Source organism: Gelidibacter mesophilus DSM 14095 (genome assembly GCF_000423005.1).
GTDB lineage: Bacteria > Bacteroidota > Bacteroidia > Flavobacteriales > Flavobacteriaceae > Gelidibacter > Gelidibacter mesophilus.
In genome coordinates this window covers 1-22272 of the sequence record NZ_AUHD01000022.1, presented here as the reverse complement: position 1 = coordinate 22272, position 22272 = coordinate 1, and the positions used below count along the sequence as shown (strand labels likewise).

General features: G+C 37.6%; 18 protein-coding genes, 1 tRNA gene and 1 pseudogene. 3 read left to right on the top strand and 17 right to left on the bottom strand.

Annotation, left to right across the window (positions count from 1 at the left end; all coding sequences use genetic code 11):
- Positions 1-75 precede the first annotated feature (75 nt).
- The 16 genes from G525_RS0116895 to mraZ form a co-directional block, all read right to left on the bottom strand.
- Positions 76-149, bottom strand: a tRNA-Arg gene (locus G525_RS0116895).
- 118 nt (positions 150-267) lie between these two features.
- Positions 268-717, bottom strand: coding sequence for a GatB/YqeY domain-containing protein (locus tag G525_RS0116890; RefSeq protein ID WP_027127198.1), 450 nt, complete (start codon positions 715-717; stop codon positions 268-270).
- Positions 718-1097: 380 nt separating this feature from the next.
- Positions 1098-2999, bottom strand: coding sequence for a cell division protein FtsZ (ftsZ, locus tag G525_RS0116885; RefSeq protein ID WP_027127197.1), 1902 nt, complete (start codon positions 2997-2999; stop codon positions 1098-1100).
- A gap of 98 nt (positions 3000-3097) precedes the next feature.
- Positions 3098-4426 carry a cell division protein FtsA gene (ftsA, locus tag G525_RS0116880; RefSeq protein WP_027127196.1) on the bottom strand — a complete coding sequence of 443 codons (1329 nt, stop codon included), beginning with the start codon at positions 4424-4426 and terminating at the stop codon, positions 3098-3100.
- Positions 4427-4429: 3 nt separating this feature from the next.
- Positions 4430-5149: a cell division protein FtsQ/DivIB gene (locus tag G525_RS0116875; RefSeq protein WP_027127195.1), complete on the bottom strand. Its 720-nt coding sequence runs from the start codon at positions 5147-5149 to the stop codon at positions 4430-4432.
- Positions 5133-6524, bottom strand: coding sequence for a UDP-N-acetylmuramate--L-alanine ligase (gene murC, locus G525_RS0116870; RefSeq protein WP_051209995.1), 1392 nt, complete (start codon positions 6522-6524; stop codon positions 5133-5135). Before murC ends, G525_RS0116875 begins: the two co-directional genes overlap by 17 nt.
- Positions 6525-6547: 23 nt before the next feature.
- Complete coding sequence (gene murG / locus G525_RS21315; protein ID WP_035480005.1) at positions 6548-7684, bottom strand: undecaprenyldiphospho-muramoylpentapeptide beta-N-acetylglucosaminyltransferase; 1137 nt, start codon at positions 7682-7684, stop codon at positions 6548-6550.
- A 130-nt stretch (positions 7685-7814) separates the two neighbouring features.
- A complete protein-coding gene (locus tag G525_RS0116860; protein WP_027127193.1) occupies positions 7815-9008 on the bottom strand; it encodes an FtsW/RodA/SpoVE family cell cycle protein in 1194 nt (397 codons plus the stop codon).
- A gap of 135 nt (positions 9009-9143) precedes the next feature.
- Positions 9144-10475, bottom strand: a complete 1332-nt coding sequence (gene murD / locus G525_RS0116855) for a UDP-N-acetylmuramoyl-L-alanine--D-glutamate ligase (protein ID WP_027127192.1) — start codon at positions 10473-10475, stop codon at positions 9144-9146.
- A gap of 14 nt (positions 10476-10489) precedes the next feature.
- On the bottom strand, positions 10490-10810 hold the full coding sequence (locus G525_RS0116850; protein WP_027127191.1) for a four helix bundle protein: 321 nt from the start codon (positions 10808-10810) through the stop codon (positions 10490-10492).
- Positions 10811-10849: 39 nt separating this feature from the next.
- Positions 10850-12091, bottom strand: a complete 1242-nt coding sequence (gene mraY, locus G525_RS0116845) for a phospho-N-acetylmuramoyl-pentapeptide-transferase (protein WP_027127190.1) — start codon at positions 12089-12091, stop codon at positions 10850-10852.
- Between the two features lie 124 nt (positions 12092-12215).
- Positions 12216-13679: a UDP-N-acetylmuramoyl-L-alanyl-D-glutamate--2,6-diaminopimelate ligase gene (locus tag G525_RS0116840; protein WP_027127189.1), complete on the bottom strand. Its 1464-nt coding sequence runs from the start codon at positions 13677-13679 to the stop codon at positions 12216-12218.
- A complete protein-coding gene (locus G525_RS0116835; RefSeq protein WP_051209994.1) occupies positions 13679-15622 on the bottom strand; it encodes a penicillin-binding protein in 1944 nt (647 codons plus the stop codon). Before G525_RS0116835 ends, G525_RS0116840 begins: the two co-directional genes overlap by 1 nt.
- A 54-nt stretch (positions 15623-15676) precedes the next feature.
- Positions 15677-15997, bottom strand: a complete 321-nt coding sequence (locus G525_RS0116830) for an FtsL-like putative cell division protein (protein ID WP_027127187.1) — start codon at positions 15995-15997, stop codon at positions 15677-15679.
- 151 nt (positions 15998-16148) lie between these two features.
- Positions 16149-17057: a 16S rRNA (cytosine(1402)-N(4))-methyltransferase RsmH gene (gene rsmH, locus G525_RS0116825; protein WP_084647788.1), complete on the bottom strand. Its 909-nt coding sequence runs from the start codon at positions 17055-17057 to the stop codon at positions 16149-16151.
- Complete coding sequence (gene mraZ / locus G525_RS0116820; protein ID WP_027127185.1) at positions 17032-17502, bottom strand: division/cell wall cluster transcriptional repressor MraZ; 471 nt, start codon at positions 17500-17502, stop codon at positions 17032-17034. Before mraZ ends, rsmH begins: the two co-directional genes overlap by 26 nt.
- Positions 17503-17800: 298 nt before the next feature.
- Between mraZ and G525_RS0116815 the strand changes: the two genes are divergently transcribed.
- Both G525_RS0116815 and yihA read left to right on the top strand, forming a co-directional pair.
- Positions 17801-18565 carry an alpha/beta fold hydrolase gene (locus G525_RS0116815; RefSeq protein WP_027127184.1) on the top strand — a complete coding sequence of 255 codons (765 nt, stop codon included), beginning with the start codon at positions 17801-17803 and terminating at the stop codon, positions 18563-18565.
- Between the two features lie 120 nt (positions 18566-18685).
- Positions 18686-19297, top strand: coding sequence for a ribosome biogenesis GTP-binding protein YihA/YsxC (gene yihA / locus G525_RS0116810; protein WP_027127183.1), 612 nt, complete (start codon positions 18686-18688; stop codon positions 19295-19297).
- A gap of 225 nt (positions 19298-19522) precedes the next feature.
- Here yihA and G525_RS0116800 read toward each other — a convergent pair whose 3' ends face one another.
- The gene (locus tag G525_RS0116800; RefSeq protein ID WP_035480008.1) at positions 19523-21760 is read right to left on the bottom strand and encodes a carboxy terminal-processing peptidase; all 2238 of its coding nucleotides are present in this window, start codon (positions 21758-21760) and stop codon (positions 19523-19525) included.
- Between the two features lie 203 nt (positions 21761-21963).
- Here G525_RS0116800 and G525_RS0116795 point away from each other — a divergent pair.
- Positions 21964-22272, top strand: a pseudogene (locus G525_RS0116795) (IS1595 family transposase); the annotation flags it as partial.

The window sequence follows — 22272 nt, the reverse complement described above, 5'->3', positions numbered from 1 at the left end:
TCCGCTTTGAAAATAGTTCAAACGAAAAAACGCTCAAGCTAGCTTGGCGTTTTTTCTTATTGAACTATTTATTCGTGACCACGAAGGGATTCAAACCCCCGACCGCTGGAGCCGAAATCCAGTGCTCTATTCAGCTGAGCTACGTGGCCATTAATCCCTGCGAAAGCAGGGATCTCCTTTTAGGTTAACCTAACCTATACTATCATTTGTTGTTCGCCTTTATAGATTACATTCCTTTTATAATGCGATCTCAAAGAATCGTTATTTTTAAGCCAATTTAGCCTTTACTATCGTTGATATCGTTTTGCCATCAGCCTTTCCTGCCAGTTTCTGATTGACAATGCCCATGACCTTGCCCATATCTTTCATACCTTCTGCACCTGTGGTGGCAATTGTTTCAACGACCACTTTTTCAATTTCTTCTTCAGTCAACTGAGTGGGCAAAAACTGACTGATCACCTCAGCTTGTGCCAGTTCTGGTTCTGCCAAATCACTTCTGTTTTGCTCTGTATAAATAGCTGCACTATCCTTACGTTGCTTTACTAATTTTGACAAGATCTTTATTTCCTGTTCCTCAGTTATTTCTTCCTTTGAGCCTGTTTCTGTTTGAGCAAGGAGGATTTCAGCTTTAATAGCTCTTAAAGCCGCCAAAGCTTCTTGATCTTTACTCTTCATGGCTGCTTTCAAAGCCGCAGTTAAATCTTCTTGCAAACTCATTGTTTAATTTTTTGATGCTGCGAAGATACTAAAAAGTAAGGAGTGTTACGTTAACCTAGAGCAGGATAATTCAAAATTTTTAACCAGATATCCAGTTTTGACCTATTCTCACATGTCATCTCATGGTGGAAGCTTTGATGTCTTAAATGGTTTAAGGAATTATTGGTAATCCAACTTGGAAAACACCCTAAATCACTCCATCAAAATCAACATTTTTCAATAAATCAGGCAGATCTAATATCCCGTTAAAAATCGGATTAATTCAACCAAAAAATCAAATGCGCTTCGTTTCTAGATTTTGGTTTGGGTTTTATTAAAAAACCCGAAAAGCGCTCAAACTTTTCGGGTAATTAAACGTACTAAAAATACTAGATCTGCTATTAATCTACGTTATCGTGTAAGAATGAATTGTTACTTCGTAATTGAATATCATCATTCTCATCAGTTCCCACTGACATTCTAGAAGCATTGAAATCAGAAGAATATCTGTTCTGATCCAAATTCACGCCCTGTCTTTTATAAGCTGGTTCCTTTTCAATCTCATCAACTTTAGCCGAACTAAATTTATAATTGAAATCTTTCATTTTACGTCTTCTCTCATCAGCGCGTTCTTTTAACATGTCTGAAATAGGACTGTTCAATGGATCCACTTCTTCCGGAGTTGCTGTATCTTCTTGCGGCGTCACCACTTTTTTCTCAAATACAATATCCTCTTCAACCTTAGGTTGTTGTTTGGCTTTAGTTTTATTAATTGAGGATTCATAAGTCATAAAATCATCAAGAGCGTAACGTTTCTCTCCTTTTTCATCAGCTTCAGTTACGGAAATGATTTCTACATGATCTTTAACCTTCATGTTTTTTGTTTCTTCATCCAAGGTAAAAAGAACCTTATTTTCGTTTTTTGGAGTTTCTTCAATTTTCTGATTGAACAAAGGCAAATCAAAGGTTAGCGTGATTTGTTCGTCTTCTTCAAAAACCTCTTTTGGTGTCTCTGCTTTAAATGGCTCGATTGGCGTAATGACGAAATCATCTTCATCAACACTATCCAAAACCTCATCATAAACTACATTAAGATTTTTTATAAACTCTGTGGTAGGAATCAGACTCATCTTAATATCTTTTTTTTCTTCTTCCTCCTCTACTAAGGAATGAACGACCACTTTTTCTACTTCCTTCTCAAGAACGATCTCTGGAGTAATAATGGCTGGCTCACGTTCTTTGACTTTAACTTCATTAGGTTCATCCTCTAAAGCGTGAATAACTCTCTTGGTTTCAGTATTCGAGATTTCGTCTTGATGGTCAATGTCAAAACCCGTAGCAATAATAGTCACAGAAATTGATTCTTCCAAAGATTCATCCTCTCCTACCCCCATGATGATATTTGCACCATGACCTGCTTCATTTTGAATATGGTCGTTGATTTCTCCAATTTCATCAATAGTAATTTCCTGAACTCCAGAAACGATGAGCAACAATACGTTTTTGGCACCAGTAATCTTATTATCATTCAATAATGGCGAATCTAAAGCTTTCATAATGGCTTCTTGTGCCCGTGTTTTACCTGATGCCGTTGCAGACCCCATAATGGCGGTTCCGCTATTGCTCAACACAGTTTTAGCATCACGTAAATCGATGTTTTGAGTATAGTGATGTGTGATCACTTCCGCAATACCTTTTGATGCGGTTGCTAAGACTTCATCTGCCTTTGAGAAACCGGCTTTAAAGCCTAAATTCCCATACACCTCACGTAGCTTATTATTATTGATCACCACTAAGGAATCACAATGGCTTCTTAAGGTTTCAATACCCTTTTGAGCTTGCTCATTTCGGGTTTTGCCTTCGAACAGGAATGGCATCGTCACAATACCAACCGTTAGAATTTCCAATTCTTTAGCGACCTTTGCAATGATTGGAGCGGCTCCAGTACCTGTGCCTCCACCCATACCGGCAGTAATAAATACCATTTTTGTATTGGTATCCAACATGCGACGAATATCTTCTAAACTCTCAAGTGCTGCCTGCTCCCCAACTTCTGGGTTGGCACCGGCACCAAGACCTTCTGTTAAATTGACTCCTAATTGAATTTTATTCGGAACGCCACTGTTATGGAGGGCTTGGGAATCAGTATTACAGATGACAAAGTCAACGCCTTTAATTCCTTGCTGAAACATATGGTTTATTGCATTGCTTCCGCCGCCGCCAACACCTATCACTTTAATGACGTTGGATTGGTTTTTTGGCAAATCGAATGCGATGTTTCCAAATTCATTTTTATTGCTCATAATGTTTTGGGTTTTTTCTGGATTCTTAATTAATATTTGTTTTGTTGAGACAGCTAATTATCTGTCTGTATGCCCTTGCAACCGGACATATCCTGTCGCTACTCAGCGTTATCTAAAAAATCTTTGACACGCTCTGTTAATTTATCTAAAAACGATCGTCGCTCTTTTCTTGGAGGCACAATCGGTTCTTCTTCTATTTTTAAAGGAGGTGCTTCTAACTCTTCTATAATTTCTTCTGCTTCTGCTTTTTCGATACGTTTGCGTTCTTGACGTTTCAAACCGTCCATCACTAAGCCAACGGCTGTAGCATACAATGGACTCGCAATTTCTTCATCACTGTCTCCCGCTAAATGCTCATTTGGAAACCCTATTCTAGTATCCATTCCGGTGATATATTCTACCAATTGTTTTAAATGCTTTAATTGTGCACCACCTCCTGTCAATACTATCCCAGCGATTAACTTCTTTTTTTGCTCTTCGTGGCCATAGTTTTTTATTTCCACATACACTTGCTCAATAATCTCCACCACACGCGCATGAATGATTTTTGATAAATTCTTAAGTGTAATCTCCTTTGGTTCCCTGCCTCTTAATCCAGGAATTGAAACAATCTCATTATCCTTGTTTTCACCAGGCCAAGCAGAACCAAATTTTATTTTTAATAGTTCGGCCTGTTTCTCAATAATGGAACAACCTTCTTTAATATCCTCGGTAATAACGTTACCTCCAAAAGGAATAACTGCGGTATGACGAATGATGCCATCCTTAAACACAGCCACATCCGTTGTTCCACCACCTATATCGATCAAAGCAACGCCAGCCTCTTTTTCTTCTTGACTCAAAACAGCGTTTGCAGATGCCAAAGGTTCCAACGTAATCCCTTCCAACTCCAAGCCTGAGCTTTTAACACAACGTCCGATATTTCTGATGGAAGAAACCTGTCCAACAACCACGTGGAAATTGGCTTCCAATCGTCCGCCATACATCCCTATAGGCTCTTTTATTTCTCCTTGACCATCAATTTTATATTCTTGTGGCAACACATGGATGATTTCTTCACCAGGAAGCATCACCAGTTTGTGTACTTGATTGATCAAACGGTCAATATCCTCTTCGTCAATCACCAATTCAGAGTTGGCACGTGTGATATAATCACTGTGCTGTAAACTTCTAATATGTTGTCCGGCAATTCCAACGGTTACCTCTTCAATCTTTTGACCACTCTCAGCTTCCGCCTCCTGAACAGCCTGTTGGATGGATTGTATGGTTTGTGTGATATTATTAACCACGCCTCTATGCACCCCCAAACTTTTTGCGCGTCCAATTCCTAAAATTTCGGCCTTGCCATATTCATTTTTACGACCGATCATAGCCACAATCTTTGTGGTACCAACATCCAATCCTACTGAAATTTTATTATTTTCCATCCTTTACTTTTTGGTACATATGACCTGTTTATCAAATCTTAAATTAACGATGCTATAACTATTCAATGTGTTATCTTTCATCGCTTTTTGATAGAAAGCCTTAAGATTATTTATTTTTTTATCCAATTGTTCCAACGATCCCAATTGTATCTTAAAATCATTTAATCGAAACTTTAGATCAATACTCTTATCTTCATTTTGATGAATTTCTATAACATGCTTTTTCAAAAAATCATCACTTTCAATTTTTTTAGCAACACTAAACACATGATGCAGGTCATCTTTGGCTATAAAACCTGTAACTAATGGTACTCTTGATGCGTAATTTGTTGATAACGGCATATATGAACCTTCATCATCAATGTAATAAGACGCATTTGTGCTCACTCTTGCGATAGGTTTCTTTTGCTCTATTTCAGCCGACAATGTGCCATCAACGTTGATGTACACTTGCGCGCGCTTAATCATGACATTGGCGTTCAGGGCAGATTCCAAGTCGTTCAAATCTATCATTTCTTTAGCCGTCTTGGAAACACTCTGCTGGTTTTGTATTAACAACTTACTAACAGCCTCATGCGTGATGAACAAATTTTCATCACCTAAAAATTTAATATTTGGCTCACTCACTTTTCGTGCCGAATTCCTAAATGAGGAAAATACAAACAGAAAAGCTACCAAAACTAGCAATCCAATGATTTTGATATAGTTATAATTTATTTTCAATCTTTAACGCTTCTTTTATATATTTTACTTGTTCTCCAATATCTCCAGCTCCAATAGTCAAAATAACGGGAGCGTCTGATGCCAATATCTCGGAAATCAACTCAGATTTCTGAACTAATTTCTTGTTGACATTATCAATTTTTGTTAATAACCATTCCGAGGTGATGCCTTCCATGGGCAATTCTCTTGCTGGGTAAATATCAAGCAAAAAAACGTCATCAAATTGAGATAGGCTCTTTCCAAAATCTTCAGCAAAATCCCGCGTTCTACTGAATAAATGTGGTTGAAACACAGCGAGGACTTTCTTTCCTGGATACATTTCCCTAACCGCCTGATGCACGGCATTAATTTCTTCTGGATGATGTGCATAATCGTCTATAAAAACCAAATCATCAGTCTTTAGGTGATAAGTAAAACGTCTTTTAACCCCTTTATAAGATGCTAAAGCTTTGGCGAGCTGTTGGTGAGGGATACCATATTCTACAGACATCGCCAAGGCCATTAGTGCATTCGACAGATTATGTCTGCCAGGTAGGTTAAATTTAAAATTGTACAAGGTTTCATTTGGTGTTTTCACATCAAACTCATAACTGCCATTGATAATCCTGATATTCTGTGCAGAGTAGTCAGAATCATCTTCTATTCCATAGGTAATTCCTTCTAATGGCAACCCATTTCTAACAAACAACTTACCGTTAGGTTTTATTTTTTTTGTGAAATCAACGAATGATTTCTTAAGTTCTTCTGCTTCACCATAGATATCCAGATGATCAGCATCCATTGAGGTGACACCGGCCATATCTGGTGATAAAGTCAAAAACGATCGGTCAAATTCGTCAGCTTCCACAACGGTTACTTCCGTACCTTTTACAAGGAAGTTTGAATTATAATTCTCGCTCACACCACCCACAAATGCAGTTACAGGAACATCACATTCATAGAGCACGTGCCCCAAAATACTTGTCGTAGTTGTTTTACCATGCGTTCCGGCCACTGCAAAACAAAAGGTATTTTTGGTAATTTCTCCAAGGACCGCTGAACGTTTTAAAATTTCAAAATTCTGAGCCCTGAAATGGTTGAACTCTGCATGATCTTTTGGAATCGCAGGCGTGTAAACAATCAAGGTATCACTCACACTTAAGAACGCGGATGGAATCTTATCAACTGAATCTTCAAAATGAACTTTTATGCCAAGCCCTTCCAATCCCTCTGTAATATCGGTTTTGGTTCTATCATAACCCGCCACAGACTTTCCTTGAGCAACAAAGTACCGCGCAAGGGCACTCATTCCGATACCTCCGATGCCAATGAAATACACGTTTGAAGCCCATTCCAAACCTTTCCCACTGGAACATATTTTCTCATTGCCCTCCATATTACGGTTCTTTTTGTTCATAATTAATTAATTTCTTCTCTCTTGGAAGACGAAAGATGGGTATTCAATAACTTCTCAACCTCATCTACAATATCTTTTGTGGCATTTGTGAGCGCCAATTTCTTTATGTTCTTACTCAATTGTTGTTGCTTTTCAGACGATCCAACCAATTGCGCAAATCGATTTTCAAAATCAACATCTAAATCCGTTTCTCTAATTAATAACGCGGCATCTCTATCAACAATTGCCATCGCATTTTTAGTCTGATGATCTTCGGCAACATTAGGTGAAGGAATAAAAATAACTGGTTTTCCAACCACGCATAATTCCGAAACCGAACTCGCTCCCGCCCTAGAGATTATAAAATCAGCCGCTGCATAAGCCAAATCCATAGTATTCAAAAAGGCATGGACCTGTACGTTGTCAGAGCTATCATATTTTTTATAGGTGTCATAATACAACTTGCCACATTGCCAGATCACTTGTACATTTTGGGTTTGAAAGAATTCCAGTTCTTTCTCAATCAACTCATTAATACGCTTAGAGCCTAAACTCCCGCCCAGAACCAATAACGTAAGTTTACTTTTTTTCTGTTTGAATTCGCTCTTTCCTTCTTCTATTTTAGTATCAATTTCTAGCAAATCCTGACGGATGGGATTTCCTGTTTTGATCAATTTATCCTTAGGAAAAAATCGTTCTAACCCATCATAAGCCACGCAAATCCTATCCACCTTTTTACCCAATAATTTATTGGTTATGCCCGGGAATGAGTTTTGCTCCTGAATCAAACTTGGAATTCCTTTTGAAGCGGCAACCTGCAATAATGGTCCGCTAGCAAAGCCACCTGTACCAATCACGACATCTGGTTGAAATGATTTAACAATTTTACGAGCACGCATTAAACTCACGACCAACTTGACAGGAAAAGTAAGATTCTTCAGGGTCAACTTCCGCTGAATTCCAGAAATCCAAAGTCCTTCAATCTTATATCCGGCCTGAGGGACTTTCTCCATTTCCATCCGGTCTAAGGCGCCAACAAAAAGAAACTCTGCCTTTGGAAAACGAAATTTTAGCTCATTGGCAATGGCAATGGCAGGATAGATATGACCTCCTGTACCACCTCCTGAGAGAATTATTTTGTATGTTTCCTTTTTAGTCACTTAAATTTATATTCAAATATTTGATAATCCAAATTCCAAAGGCTTCTGGAGAGATTGGATATTATAATCCTTATTTTTTTCACTTTGTCCTCTTTCAAACCTAGAAGGTTTTTGAAACCTTGCAGGTTATTTAAATTGCTTCACTCAATATTTCTAACGGATTATCCAATCCCTCTTCCTGTTCTTTTAACTCTTCTCTTTTTGCACTCACACTCAAAATGATACCAATCGCCATGCAGGTCATCCAAATGGACGTACCACCACTACTAACGAGAGGTAAAGTTTGGCCCGTTACCGGAAACAATTCTACCGCAACGGCCATATTAATGAACGCTTGAAACACGATAGGCAGGCCTACACCAAGCACGACTAGCTTTCCGAAGACCGTATCTGATTTCTGGGCAATAATCACAATCCTAAATAGCATCCAACAATACACGGTTAAAATCAGCAAACCGCCTACCAAACCGTATTCTTCAACAATAATCGCAAAAATAAAATCGGATGACGACTGTGGTAAAAAATTCTTTTGAACACTTTTACCAGGACCTAATCCTACATATTCCCCTGTTGCTATCGCTATTTTAGCTTTCTCAATCTGATAATCAGCCTCAGTATCTTCACCATTTGAAAAATTTTCAATTCGACTCATCCATGTATCAACACGATTGGGCATCGCTTCTGGAAATGCTTTTGCCGTTAGCACAAACAGAGCCAACACTACAATCCCTGTTCCAACAATCACTGCCAAATACTTAAAAGGGTAGCCTCCTATAAATGCCAGCACCATCACCATCGCAAACATTATAGCCGCGGTGGAAAAGTTGGCCGGAAGTATTAATATCAACACTAAAAAAACCGGAATCCATAAGGGCAAAATAGATTCTTTGAACGTGATATCCTTTTCTTGGATTTTAGATAGATACCGTGCCACATACACCATAAGCACTACTGCTGCGAAGGTGGAGGTTTGAAAGGACATACCCACAATAGGAATCTGAATCCACCTGCTTGCGTTTGCACCATCAATTGTATTGCCTTGATACATTGTCAATACCAGCAAAATCAATACAATTGGAAGCATTACAACTGAAAGGCCCTTAAAATAACGATAAGGCACACGATGCACGCCATACATGATAGCAAAACCTAAGAACAAGTGCATAAAATGTTTAATAAAAAATGAAAAGGTACTTCCTGAACTAGCCGTATAGGCCAAGTTACTTGAAGAACTATACACCGGCAAGAATGAGAAAATTGCCAACAACGCAACAATCGCCCAAATCAATCGATCTCCTTTTATATTTTTTATGACATTTTCCATAATTACTTAGCTCATGCGGACATCTTCCCAAAGGGAAGAGTTAGGATTGCTCTATTTTATTATAAATTTTTGTTTCATCAAAAGCGCTTTTTTTATCTATACCAATTTCTTCCCTTGGGAAGAAGGATGATGAGATTACAAATTTCTTACGGCATCTTTAAATTGACGTCCTCTATCTTCATAGTTCTCAAACAAATCAAAGCTTGCGCACGCTGGTGATAACAACACAGAATCTCCAGTCTCAGCAATTTTATAGGCAATCTTTACGGCCTCATTCATATGTTGAGTTTCCACAATGGTATCAACCATGTTACCGAATGTTTGCAACAATTTTTCGTTATCCACCCCAAGACAGATAATTGCTTTTACTTTCTCATTTATAAAGGGAAAAAGCTCTTTGTAATCATTCCCTTTATCAACCCCACCTACAATCCAAATGGTTGGTGTATCCATACTATCCAACGCAAAATAGGTGGCATTGACATTCGTGGCTTTGGAGTCATTTATATATTGTACCTTATTAATTCTTAAAACCTGCTCCAAACGATGTTCTACACCTTGAAAATTCTCCAAGCTCTCACGAATGGTTTGCTTTCTTATTTTTAATAAATGTGCAACCGTTGAAGCCGCCATTTGATTCTTAGTATTGTGCTTCCCTTCTAAAGCTAAGTTTGATGTTGACATAATTATTTGATTGTTATCTATCGTTATTTTTATTTCCTCTTTGTCTAAATACGCACCATTTTCAATAACCTTCGTCAAGGAAAATGGCAATAATGTGGATTGAATTTTATGCGACTTGAGCCAGGCTACAATAACCTCATCATCTGCATCATAAATCAGATAATCCTCTTTGGTCTGATTCAAGGCAATCCTAAATTTGGAATTGACATAATTTTCAAATTTATAATCATATCGATCCAAATGATCTGGTGTAATGTTGAGCAAGACAGCGATATGTGGCTTAAAATCCACAATATCATCCAGCTGAAAACTACTGATCTCCAACACATAGTTTGGATAATCTTTTTCCAAAATCTGTTGTGCGAAACTTTTACCGATGTTTCCGGAAAGACCCACCTCCAATTCTTGTTTTAAAATGTGATGGGTTAAGGTTGCGGTAGTCGTTTTTCCGTTACTCCCGGTAATGGCGACAATTGTTGCATTGGTAAATTTTGCAGCAAATTCAATTTCAGAAACCACAAAAATTCCTTGATCTCTTATTTTCTTTACCAAAGCCACTTTATCAGGAATTCCCGGACTCTTCATTACGATGTCAGCATTTAGAATCTTGGACTCCGTGTGCTGCTCATCTTCAAATTCAATCTCATTATGTATAAGAACTTCTTTATAATTTTCTTTAATCTTTCCTTTATCCGAAAGAAATACTTCGTAACCCTTTGCTTTTGCCAAAAGGGCTGTTCCAACCCCGCTTTCTCCTCCTCCTAAAATAACTAACCTTTCCATTTTTGACTTTAGATTTACGATTTGCGATTCCGATTACGGATTGTTATTAAAGATGCCCCTATTATTGATAGAATCTCATTGGCTTCTCCATGAAATCTTTTTAATTCTATAACTACCTTATCAGAGACATCTAAAAGCAACTCTATGAAATACATACGTTCATCAGCATCAGATTTAGCCCTACATGCCGCTCTATAATTTGGTCCAACAGAACTTGAGCATCTAATCAATTGATTGGAATACGCATTATACTCTCTAGAAATAGGATATTCTGCACATAAGTGCCAACAATCGGAAGCAAATTTTTTAGTTCTATTTTTAATTATTTCTTTCATTCCAATCGTAATTCTTAAATCATATATTGTAACTCCATTTTATCTAATTTTCAAGGTCACAATCGATACAATGGCAAGCAAGATTCCAATAATCCAAAATCGTGTTACGATTTTACTTTCGTGATAACCCGATTTTTGATAATGATGATGTAATGGCGCCATCTTAAAAATTCGTCGTCCTTCGCCATATTTCTTTCTTGTATATTTAAACCAACTCACCTGCATCACCACGGATAAATTTTCTACTAAAAAAATACCGCACAACACAGGAATCAACCATTCTTTACGCACGGCAATGGCGATCACTGCAATAATCCCACCTATAGTCAAACTTCCTGTATCACCCATAAAAACCTGAGCCGGATAAGTATTGTACCATAAAAATCCAATCAACGCTCCTACAAATGCCGCAATATAAATAGTGATTTCTTCCACTCTTGGGATATACATAATGTTGAGGTAATCTGAAAAAATAATATTTCCGGATACCCAAGCAAAAATCCCCAGTGTGAGCACAATTATGGCTGAAGTTCCGGCCGCCAGTCCATCAATTCCATCGGTTAAATTCGCACCATTTGACACTGCCGTAATAATAAAAATAGTTGCTAAAATGAAAATGATCCAAGTATACTTTTCTAGGCCTGGGCTGATCCAAGTTACTAAACGGGCGTAATCAAATTCGTTTTCCTTCACGAACGGTATTGTCGTTTTTGTTGATTTTTCTTCGGCTTGAAACAGCTTTGCAGCTTCTACATTAGGATTGGCTGCCATAATTTCTTTTTGTTGGGCCGTGGGCAACTTTTCTCTAATGGTAACATCCTCATGGAAATAAAGAGTGGCGCCAACAATAATCCCCAAACCGACTTGTCCTAATACTTTAAACTTCCCTTTTAGCCCTTCCTTATCATTTTTAAACTTTTTAATATAATCATCCAAAAATCCAATGGCACCCATCCAGAGCGTCGTTACCACCAGTAAAATGATATAGATATTATCAATTTTTGCAAACAATATTACCGGAATCAAGGTAGCAATTATAATAATGATCCCACCCATTGTTGGGGTTCCAGCCTTTTCAACCTGACCGTCTAATCCGAGATCTCTTATGGTTTCACCAACTTGTTGTTTTTGCAAAAATTTAATAATGCGCTTACCGTAAATTGTTGAAATCAACAACGACACAATAATCGTCATGGCCGCCCTAAATGTGATGAACCCAAAGAGAGAAGACCCAGGAAAATCAAAGTGTTGTTTTAAATATTCAAAGAGGTAATAGAGCATCTAAATGGATTGTTGATTGTTGATTGTTGATTAAAATGAACTTCGTTATTACTGGTTTCTGTTTAATATTATTTATTCCTTAACTTCATGCTTCGTTCTTCGTGCGTCCAGGTTCCAACTTCTTTTATTTGTCTAGTTGTTTCAAAAGCTCCTGTACAATTTTATAATCGTCAAAATCGCTTCTGACCCCTTTTATTTCCTGATAGGTTTCATGTCCTTTTCCAGCAATAAGAATAATATCATTAGGCTGCGCCATCTGACAAGCAGTTTTTATAGCTTGTTTTCTATCAGTAATCGAAACTGTTTTCTTATAATTTTGAGGCTCCACTCCTTTTTCGATATCGTCGATGATCGTTTCAGGAACTTCACTTCTTGGGTTATCACTTGTGAAAATGACTTTAGTACTTAAAGTGGAGGCTATATTGCCCATTTTAGGTCGCTTCTTCTTATCTCTATCGCCGCCACAGCCAACCACCGTAATCAGTGCTTCATTTTTCGTCCGAATACTGTTGATGGTTTCCAATACATTTTGCAATGCATCAGGCGTATGTGCATAATCAACAATAGCGGTGATTTTTTCGTCAGAGATAAAATATTGAAAACGTCCTGATACACTCTCCAGCTCACTGATCAAACGTAAATTCTCTACCTTTTCAAGACCCAACAATTCCGCGGCAGCATAAATGGCCAAAATATTGTAGGCATTGAAATTGCCAATTAATCGTGTCCAAACTTCGCTATCATTCATTTTCAACAAAAGCCCACTGAATTGATTTTCTAGAATCTGCGCCTTATAATCGGCGTAAGTTTTTAAAGCGTATGTATATTTTTTAGCCTTTGTGTTTTGTAGCATGACCAAACCGTTCTTATCATCAGTATTGACCAATGCAAAAGCACCTCTTGATAAATTATCGAAAAACGATTTTTTCACATCCCTATATTCGGCAAATGAACTATGATAATCTAAATGATCATGCGACAGATTTGTAAAAATTCCACCTTCAAAATGCAACCCTTCCGTTCTGTTCTGATGAATGCCATGAGAACTGACCTCCATAAAGCAAAATTCAACACCTGCGGCACTCATTAAGCTTAGATATTTATTGATGGTCAGTGAATCTGGTGTGGTATGCGTTGCCTTATGCTCTGTATTATCGATCATCACTTTAACTGTGGACAATAACCCAACTTTAAAGCCTGCCTTTTTAAATAAGTGGTACAACAAGGTTGCAACTGTAGTTTTGCCATTCGTGCCAGTCACGCCAACCAATTTCAGGTTGGCCGAAGGATTCTGATAATAATTGGCCGCCATAAATGCCAAGGCCCTACTTGCACTTTCAACTTCTATGTAAGTGATTTTATTTTGTAGTTTTTCTGGCAAGATTTCGCAAATAATGGCAACTGCACCTTTTTCAATGGCGAGATCGATATATTGATGGCCATCTGTAATACTGCCTTTAATGGCAACAAAAACGTCACCCTGGGCAATATTCCGAGAATCAAAATCAATGGCATTGACTTGCAGGCTCGTGCTACCTACAACAGCATTGATGGTTACCTTATACAATATGTCTTTAAGTTCTGCCATTATATATTTAAATACACTTCTTGATCACGTTTAATTTTACTGCCTTTACCTATAGATTGCTTTTTCACTACGCCAACACCTTCTATCTTTACCTTTAAGCCCATATTTTCCAATAATGCCAAGGCATCCATGGTTGGCATTCCGGTAACATCAGGCATAATGGTTTTATGCAATTGCGCAATATTATAGTAGTTCTCAAAATTTTTATTGACTATTGAGTTTTGAAAATTCAAAGTTTCAACCTCATCAGATATGGGTGTATCCGTAAATATCTTTTGGGCAATAGCCTTGAACACTGGTCCAGAAACATCAGCACCGTAAAAGCCTTTTTTGGTGCTCGGATTGTGAATCACCACAATGCAGGAATACTTAGGATTATCAGCAGGGAAATAGCCTGCAAAAGAAGAAATGTACCTTCTGTTCTCTGACCAATCTGCCATCCAATATTCCTTTTTGGCAGTTCCTGTTTTTCCAGACATTGAAAATGTTGGAGAATACAAACTCCTCCCGGTTCCTTTCACCACTACATTTTTAAGAATTTCTTGGAGTTTCTTTACGGTCTCTTCGGAAATCATGTTTTTCTCAACGACTTTCTTATCTACCTTTTCAATCACCTTATCAAATTCTCTTATTTCGCGAAGAAACCGGGGTTTGACCATTTCACCATTATTGGCAATGGTATTGTAAAACGACAGCGTTTGGAGTGGCGTCAAACTCAAATTGTAGCCATAGGCCATGGACGGCAGTGCATTCCTGCTCCATTTTTTATCGCCGGGAGATGGTATATCTGGTTTGCCCTCACCTACAATGGCAATTCCCAATGTTTCATTGAGATGCCAAGTTTTTAACCTATCTGTAAATTTATCTGGTGTTTTGGAATACGCATCATCAATAATTGTAGCAAAAGCGATATTTGATGACAACTCTAAAGCCCTGGCCACTGAAATTTTACCGTAGCCACGGGAATCATAGATGGTACGTCCATAAAATCGTTTATACCCGTTACCAGTATCTATGACATCAGAGGTATCTATAACCTTGTCCTCTAAGGCTACAGCCAACGACATTAATTTAAAAGTAGAACCTGGCTCATGGGACTCACCTACGGCGTAGTTCAGCTTTTCATAATAGTCACCATTTTTTGTCTTACCAAGATTTGAGATTGCTTTTATTTCACCTGTTTTTACTTCCATTACTATAACACAGCCATGTTCAGCATCATAATATTGAAGCTGCTTCAATAAGGCGTGATGTGCAATATCCTGAATATTGACATCTATGGTCGTATAAACATCATAACCATCTTTCGGTTCTACCTCGTTATAATCAGTAATAGGCTTCCATTGGCCTTTGCCAATTTTTTGTTTCATTCTATGACCATCGGTTCCTCTCAAATACAGTTCACCAAAAGCACCGTCAATACCAGCCCTGGCCACATGACCATCTTTATCAGTACGCTCATAACCAATAGAACGTTGTGCAATATCACCCATAGGATGTTCGCGTTTGGTAGTTTGCTCCACAATAAGCCCACCCCTAAAAGCCCCAAGGCTTAATAATGGAAAATTTCGAATGCGCGTATAATCGGTGTAATTGATATTTCTTGCAAGTAGAAAATACCTGTTTTTATTGGCTCTTGCTTTTCTCAATTCCTTTTGGTAATATCCTGAAGACTTCCCAGAATATTTTGATAAGGAGTCGCTTAAGGGTTTTAAATACTTTTCAAAGGTTTTATTCGTGGGTGTCAAGGCATCAAACCGAAGATCATATTTTGGAATAGACGTTGCCAATAAACTGCCATCAGAGGCATAAACATTCCCGCGATTAGCCGGAATGGTGACATTCTTGACCGTGCGCTTCTCGGCTAAGTCACGATATTTATCACCTTGCACCATCTGGATGGTGAGCAACTTAAATACCACAGCCAATGCAAAGACAAACATGATGCCTGCCACAAAATACACTCGGTTCAATATGTGTTTTTCAGTTACTGCCACTTAATCTTCTTCTTTTTTAACTTTTATTTTTTTTGGCGGATTGGAGGAAGGCTCGATCCCCTTTTCCGACATTTTCTGAACAATCCCAGATTCCATTTTTAATCGCATCAGCTTGGATCTGCCATCTACAAAAGCAGAACGCCATTCTTTAACTTCATTATTCAATCGTGCGATGTCATGCACTTTTTGATCCGCACTATGCGAACTTGCGATCATGATAATTGCCAACAGCGAAATAAAAATGATGATCCTCCAATTTTTGAAAGAATCATCGCTAACCAAAAACTTACCTCTTAATATGTGATAAATGTTGTTTTTCATAAGCCCATCTGTCCTTCGGACACCTTCCCAAAGGGAAGAATTAATTTGATTTTTACCTGAATCCGTTTCTGCGAAAGCAGGAATCTTATTGCTAATTAGACGATCTGCTTTTTTAAACAGCAAGGGTTTAAAAACCTTGCAGGTTGACTTCCTATATTTTTTCCGCAATCCGAAGTTTTGCACTTCGCGCTCTGCTATTTTCCTTTATTTCAGCTTTTGATGGCACAATTAATCCACCAACTTTTTTGAACGGTACTTCAAAATTCCCAAACACATCGCGCTCAGGCTCTCCTTCAAACAGCCCATTTCTTATAAAGCGCTTCACCAACCTATCCTCCAGTGAATGGTATGAAATACAGCTCAAGCGACCTTCTGTCTTTAATATCTCAGGTGTCTGCTGTAAAAACTCTTTTAAGGCCTCAATCTCCTGGTTGACTTCTATACGAATGGCTTGATAAATTTGTGCCAATACCTTATTTTCGTTTTTGTGCTTCACAAATGTTTTCAAGACCTCCTTTAACTGCTCGCTAGATTTGATTGCGCCATTTGTACGCTCTTCAACAATCGCTCTTGCCATTGCTGGTGCCTGACGTAATTCGCCATATTGATAAAACACCTCCTTGAGCTTCTCTTCTTCATATTTGTTGATCACATGAAAGGCCGACAAACTACTGTCCTGATTCATTCGCATGTCCAAATCGGCCTCAAAACGTGTTGAGAATCCGCGTTCAGCCACATCAAATTGATGGGAAGACACCCCAAAATCAGCCAGTATGCCATCTACCTCCTTTGTACCGTAAAAACGCAGAAAACGTTTTATGTACCTAAAATTCTCATTGATCAGCGTAAAACGCCCATCATCAATTGTATTTAAAAGAGCATCTTTATCTTGATCAAAAGCGAATAGTTTTCCATTTGGACCTAAACGCTTTAAAATCTCTTTACTATGTCCGCCGCCACCAAAAGTCACGTCCACATACACCCCATCTGGCTTAATATTTAAGCCGTCTACGGTTTCCTTAAGCAAAACTGGATTATGATATTCCATCGTCGTCGTCATCTTGTCCCATAACTGCTTCGGCTAAATCTGCAAAATCATCTGCCGCATCATCTATAGCCTGTTCATATTTATCCTTATCCCAGATCTCCACAATATTTATTGCGGAAGACACTACGATTTCCTTAGAAATCCCTGAAAAAACCATTAAATCCTTCGGAATCAACAACCTCCCCGTGCTATCCACCTCTACCATCTTTACACCCGCAGTAAACCTTCGAATAAAGTCGTTGTTTTTCTTTTTAAAGCGATTAAGTTTGTTCATTTTTTGCATTAAAGATTCCCATTCACTCATAGGATATAACTCTAAACAAGGCTGAAAAACCGCTCTTTTTAAAACAAATCCATTTTGAAGGGCAGGCAAGAGCTGTTTTTTGATCGCAGAGGGCAACATAAGTCTCCCCTTTGCATCAACTTTACACTCGTATGTTCCTATTAATGAGTTCAAAAGATTTTGTTTGTATTACTAACGACTAAGAGTCAAATATATTGAAAAAATTACCACCTTTTACCACAATTTACCACTTTTGTTGATAAGTTTATGATTTTGAGATCTATTTTCGATGAAATGAAGAAAATGAAAATAAATAAACGATTGGTTCCCATTAGATTAAAAAGTGGGAAAAAGTGTGGTTTTACACCCTAAACAACTTTTGTTGAAGTATTACTTGGAACTCTTAGCAAAAAGAAATAAAATTTAACAGAAATAACTATATTTGTTTTTTATGCATAACTACTAACCATTAATGAGACACCTCTTAAGAAAAGAAAAAAATTACAGCTATATTGAAGTAGGCGAAGGCCAGCCCATTATTATTCTTCACGGATTAATGGGTGGATTGAGTAATTTTGATGCTGTGTTGCATTATTTTGGAGACAAGGGTTATAAAGTCATCATTCCGGAACTCCCTATCTATTCGATGTCTCTATTAAAAACCAGCGTGAGAAGTTTTGCTAAATATCTCCATGAATTTATCGCATATAAAGGTCTTACTGACGTGATTTTGTTGGGAAACTCCTTAGGCGGCCATATTGGTCTCTATCACACGAAACTATACCCAGATAAAGTCAAAGCACTGATCATTACAGGAAGTTCAGGACTATACGAAAGCGCGATGGGTGGTGGATATACTAAACGAGGTGACTATGAAGTGATCAAAAAAAAGGCGCAGGACGTCTTTTATGACCCTGCTGTTGCTACTAAAGAAATTGTAGACGAAGTTTACGAAACCGTAAACGATAGAAATAAACTGATAAAAACCTTAGCCATTGCTAAAAGTGCTATCCGACATAATATGTCAAAGGACTTGCCTAACATGAATTTACCGGTGTGCATTATTTGGGGGAAAAATGATATTGTGACGCCCCCTGAGGTGGCTGAAGAATTCCATAACCTTTTGCCAGATTCTGAATTACACTGGATTGACAAGTGTGGGCATGCTGCTATGATGGAGCATCCTGACGAGTTTAATGCCATACTTGCCGAATGGTTTGAAAAGCGGAAGCTCTGAAATTACAGTTGAAGTCGAATTCGGAACTAAGCTAAAAACCTCCTCCTCACTGCTGATTCAAAAAATATTCCGTTCTTTGCGCAACCATCACGACTTTTGCGTTTAAAATCAAACAACATGATCATCAAAACTGCCGAATTTATAATGAGCAATTCCGAAGTGGCCAAGTGCCCTAAGGATAATTTGCCAGAATATGCATTTATTGGGCGAAGTAACGTAGGCAAGTCTTCTTTGATCAACATGATCACGAATCATAAAAATTTGGCAAAGACCTCAGGAAGACCTGGTAAAACCCAACTCATCAATCATTTTTTAATCAATAAAAATTGGTACTTGGTAGATTTACCTGGATATGGTTACGCACGAGTTTCCAAATCGTCTAAAAAGAAGTTCCAGAAATTTATTACCGATTATTTCGAAAAAAGACAACAATTGGTTTTGGCCTTTGTTTTGGTGGATATCCGACACGAGGCTCAAAAAATTGACTTGGAATTCATGGCATACATGGGCGAAAGCGGGATTCCTTTCTCCATTATTTTCACTAAGGCCGACAAGTTAAAACCTAAGGCCATCGAACGCAACATCGAAGCGTATACTCAAGAACTCCTTAAGACTTGGGAGGAAACACCTCATTATTTTATAACCTCGTCAGCCTCCGCTATTGGACGGGATGAAGTGCTTCAGCATATTGACACCACCAATCACGAAATCAATAATTTAAAACAGGAATAAATCCTTCTTCTTAAATTTCAATTATTTCCATTTCACAGTAGACAAATTACTATCAGCCTATACATACAAAATTCCTTTGTTGATTTTTAAAATTATGATTAGATCAAACATCGTATACTAATCCCTCCCAATTTTCAGTAGTATGAAGTGCCATTGATCTAATAAAAAAATGCTCCAAAGTTTCAAAACCTTGGAGCATTTTTTAAAATTTAATTGTAGATAGTTCTAATCCTTTTTTACATTATTAACCATCTTTTTAATGTCATAAGAGCCGCTTAAATCATTCAATACATTAAGAGCTTCTTCAATATATACATCATGGCTCAATGAAGTATGCCAGCGGTCACGCTTTTGCTTCAAAATACTATCGTTAGCCATTAATTTATTTTCGTATTTCAAGGAATTGAAGGTTAAATCCGTTTTATAATCTGCTAATTTTTCAAACTGTTTTGCTTCATCTTCATTTAATTTTAATGCCGCTCTATAAGCATCGTATTTAAGTGAATACTCTTCTTTATCCCTGATTTTCTTTACCCATTTGGCATTCTCATCAATCAGTTTCAATTGCTCGTTAGTTGCAATTCGTGCATAACTATTATCGATTGCTTTTTGATAATCTGCATTATGCTCCCACAGTTTATAATCTGTAGCATCAATTTTATCATAGGCTAAAGGATTTTCTTGATTCTTTTCTCCTAAAGCGATATAACTGTAACGGTCTGGAACAATTACGTCACTTTTAACACCTTCCAATTGTGTTGATCCGCCATTAATTCTATAATACTTTTGGATGGTATACTTCAGTGCTCCCATATCGCCGTTCGTATTGTTTTTCATCATACGGTTCAAATCCAATACAGTCTGAACAGTTCCTTTTCCAAAGGTTTGTTTACTACCAAGAACCAGGGCACGCTTATAATCTTGCATTGCAGCTGCTAAAATCTCAGAAGCTGATGCAGAATTTTCATTTACCAAAATCACTAATGGACCATCCCATGTTATTGAAGTATCCTTATCTCTCAACACTTCTTTTTGCCCTCCTGTAGTTTTAACTTGAACAATTGGACCTTCTTTGATAAACAATCCAGCCATATCTATTACGGTTTGTAAAGAACCACCACCATTGTTTCTAAGATCCAAAACCAAACCTTCAATGTTTTCCTTCTTCAAGCGCTCTATTTCGAGCTTAACATCAGAAGCTGCATTGCGCTTATTATAATCTTCCATGCTAACATAAAACCCAGGGAGGTTGATCACGCCGAATTTCTTATCATCCTTAATTACGGTTGACGATTTTGCATAAACCTCTTCCAACTCAACAATATCTCTGGTAATGGCCAAGTCTTCAATAGTACCATCTACTTTTTTGACCGTTAGAATAACTTTCGTGCCTTTTGGTCCTTTTATCAATTTCACAGCATCTTCTAAACGCATTCCTACGATATTTACCGAAGGCTCATCATCATCTTGCTTTACTTTAAGGATCTGATCCCCTACTTCCAACTCGTTTTGTTTCCAAGCTGGTCCACCACTAATCACTTCGTTGATGGTCACCACATCCATTTTCTTTTGCAATCTAGCGCCAATCCCTTCAAATTTCCCAGACATGGCAACATCAAATCGCTCTTTATCTTCTGGCGCATAATAAAAAGTATGCGGATCAAATTCAGCAACAATGGCATTTAAATACACTGCAAACCAATCCTCACGATTACGCTCATCAATATAATCATAAAGTTCATTTAAGGAATTTAACGTCGCTGTACGCGATTCTTTTTCTAACTCAGGAAGAGATTTTTTCTCCTTTTTCTCAGGAATATCTTTGGTTTCATCTGATTCACTATCCTCTAAAACATTTTGATTGAATCCATCCGCATCGACATCATCTACTTGGCTCATTTTCTGAACTTTTTTCTTATCAGAAAACGTGCTTTCTTGTTGCGAAATCAAATCGTCATAATTGGCGATGGTTGAAAATTTTAACTGTGTTCTCCAACGCTCGCGCATTTCCTTTTTTGAATTGACATAGGCCAAATTTTTATACTCCGTATTGATATCCTCATCAACATTGAAGTCAAAAGGGTTAGCCAATACATCTTTGTACATTGCTTTTGACTCCTCCAAACGTTGCAACAAACGCTCATGGGTTAAGTTAAAAAATGTCAAATCATAGGTTTTCAGCTGATCATCAATCTGATCTTTATAAGCTTCAAATTCCTTAATGTCTGACGCATAGAAATATCTTTTAAATGGATCAAGCTGATCTAGATACGATTTAAAAACCTGTTCTGATAATTCATCGTTCAAATCCTTAGGACTAAAATGGCCTTCTTTGAGCACATGCGTAATCAATTCTATCAATAACTTATCCTTGTCTGGATTTTCAAAAGTTTTGGTTGTAAAACTACACGACGCAAATGCCAGCATAAGCGCCAACAATAAAATCTTATAATTCCTTTTCATGATATCTTTCATATTGTTAAATGGCATTTTTTAAGTCTAAACCATTAGACGCTCTTTATTTTTCACTAAAGTAAAAGAAAAAACCATGCCAATAAAACCATTGCCTACTAATTTTTTGTTAAACCACCATGAATGGCATAATAACGTCTAATAGAGGTCAGTATCTAAATACATATCTTTATTGTCAGTAAACATATAATATTATGGATATTTTTAAAGGTCAAAATCTTCTAGAGTTCTCTGATCGGTTCAAAACCGATGAAGATTGCAAGAAATACTTAGCTTCAATTAAATCAAATATGGGCTACAAATGCTTGAGATGTAATCATACTGCCTGCCAAGTTCGCAAGGATTTTGCAAGACAGTGCAATATCTGCGGACATATTGAATCTACCACGGCCAATACGCTTTTCCACAAGGTTAAATTTGGAGTTCGCAAAGCATTTTTTATTTGTTTTGAAATGGCTTCATCAACCAAGAGCCTATCTGCACGCTATATGGGTGTGCGCTAT

What these genes read in the sequence shown, in the direction of transcription:
- G525_RS0116860 (WP_027127193.1), bottom strand. Translation starts at nt 9,008, where the DNA reads ATGGAAAATGTCATAAAAAATATAAAAGGAGATCGATTGATTTGGGCG.
- G525_RS0116800 (WP_035480008.1), bottom strand. Translation starts at nt 21,760, where the DNA reads ATGAAAAGGAATTATAAGATTTTATTGTTGGCGCTTATGCTGGCATTT.
- G525_RS0116850 (WP_027127191.1), bottom strand. Translation starts at nt 10,810, where the DNA reads ATGAAAGAAATAATTAAAAATAGAACTAAAAAATTTGCTTCCGATTGT.
- G525_RS0116835 (WP_051209994.1), bottom strand. Translation starts at nt 15,622, where the DNA reads ATGTTTGTCTTTGCATTGGCTGTGGTATTTAAGTTGCTCACCATCCAG.
- rsmH (WP_084647788.1), bottom strand. Translation starts at nt 17,057, where the DNA reads ATGACGACGACGATGGAATATCATAATCCAGTTTTGCTTAAGGAAACC.
- G525_RS0116840 (WP_027127189.1), bottom strand. Translation starts at nt 13,679, where the DNA reads ATGGCAGAACTTAAAGACATATTGTATAAGGTAACCATCAATGCTGTT.
- ftsZ (WP_027127197.1), bottom strand. Translation starts at nt 2,999, where the DNA reads ATGAGCAATAAAAATGAATTTGGAAACATCGCATTCGATTTGCCAAAA.
- murD (WP_027127192.1), bottom strand. Translation starts at nt 10,475, where the DNA reads ATGGAAAGGTTAGTTATTTTAGGAGGAGGAGAAAGCGGGGTTGGAACA.
- murC (WP_051209995.1), bottom strand. Translation starts at nt 6,524, where the DNA reads ATGGAGGGCAATGAGAAAATATGTTCCAGTGGGAAAGGTTTGGAATGG.
- ftsA (WP_027127196.1), bottom strand. Translation starts at nt 4,426, where the DNA reads ATGGAAAATAATAAAATTTCAGTAGGATTGGATGTTGGTACCACAAAG.
- mraY (WP_027127190.1), bottom strand. Translation starts at nt 12,091, where the DNA reads ATGCTCTATTACCTCTTTGAATATTTAAAACAACACTTTGATTTTCCT.
- G525_RS0116815 (WP_027127184.1), top strand. Translation starts at nt 17,801, where the DNA reads ATGAGACACCTCTTAAGAAAAGAAAAAAATTACAGCTATATTGAAGTA.
- G525_RS0116890 (WP_027127198.1), bottom strand. Translation starts at nt 717, where the DNA reads ATGAGTTTGCAAGAAGATTTAACTGCGGCTTTGAAAGCAGCCATGAAG.
- G525_RS0116830 (WP_027127187.1), bottom strand. Translation starts at nt 15,997, where the DNA reads ATGAAAAACAACATTTATCACATATTAAGAGGTAAGTTTTTGGTTAGC.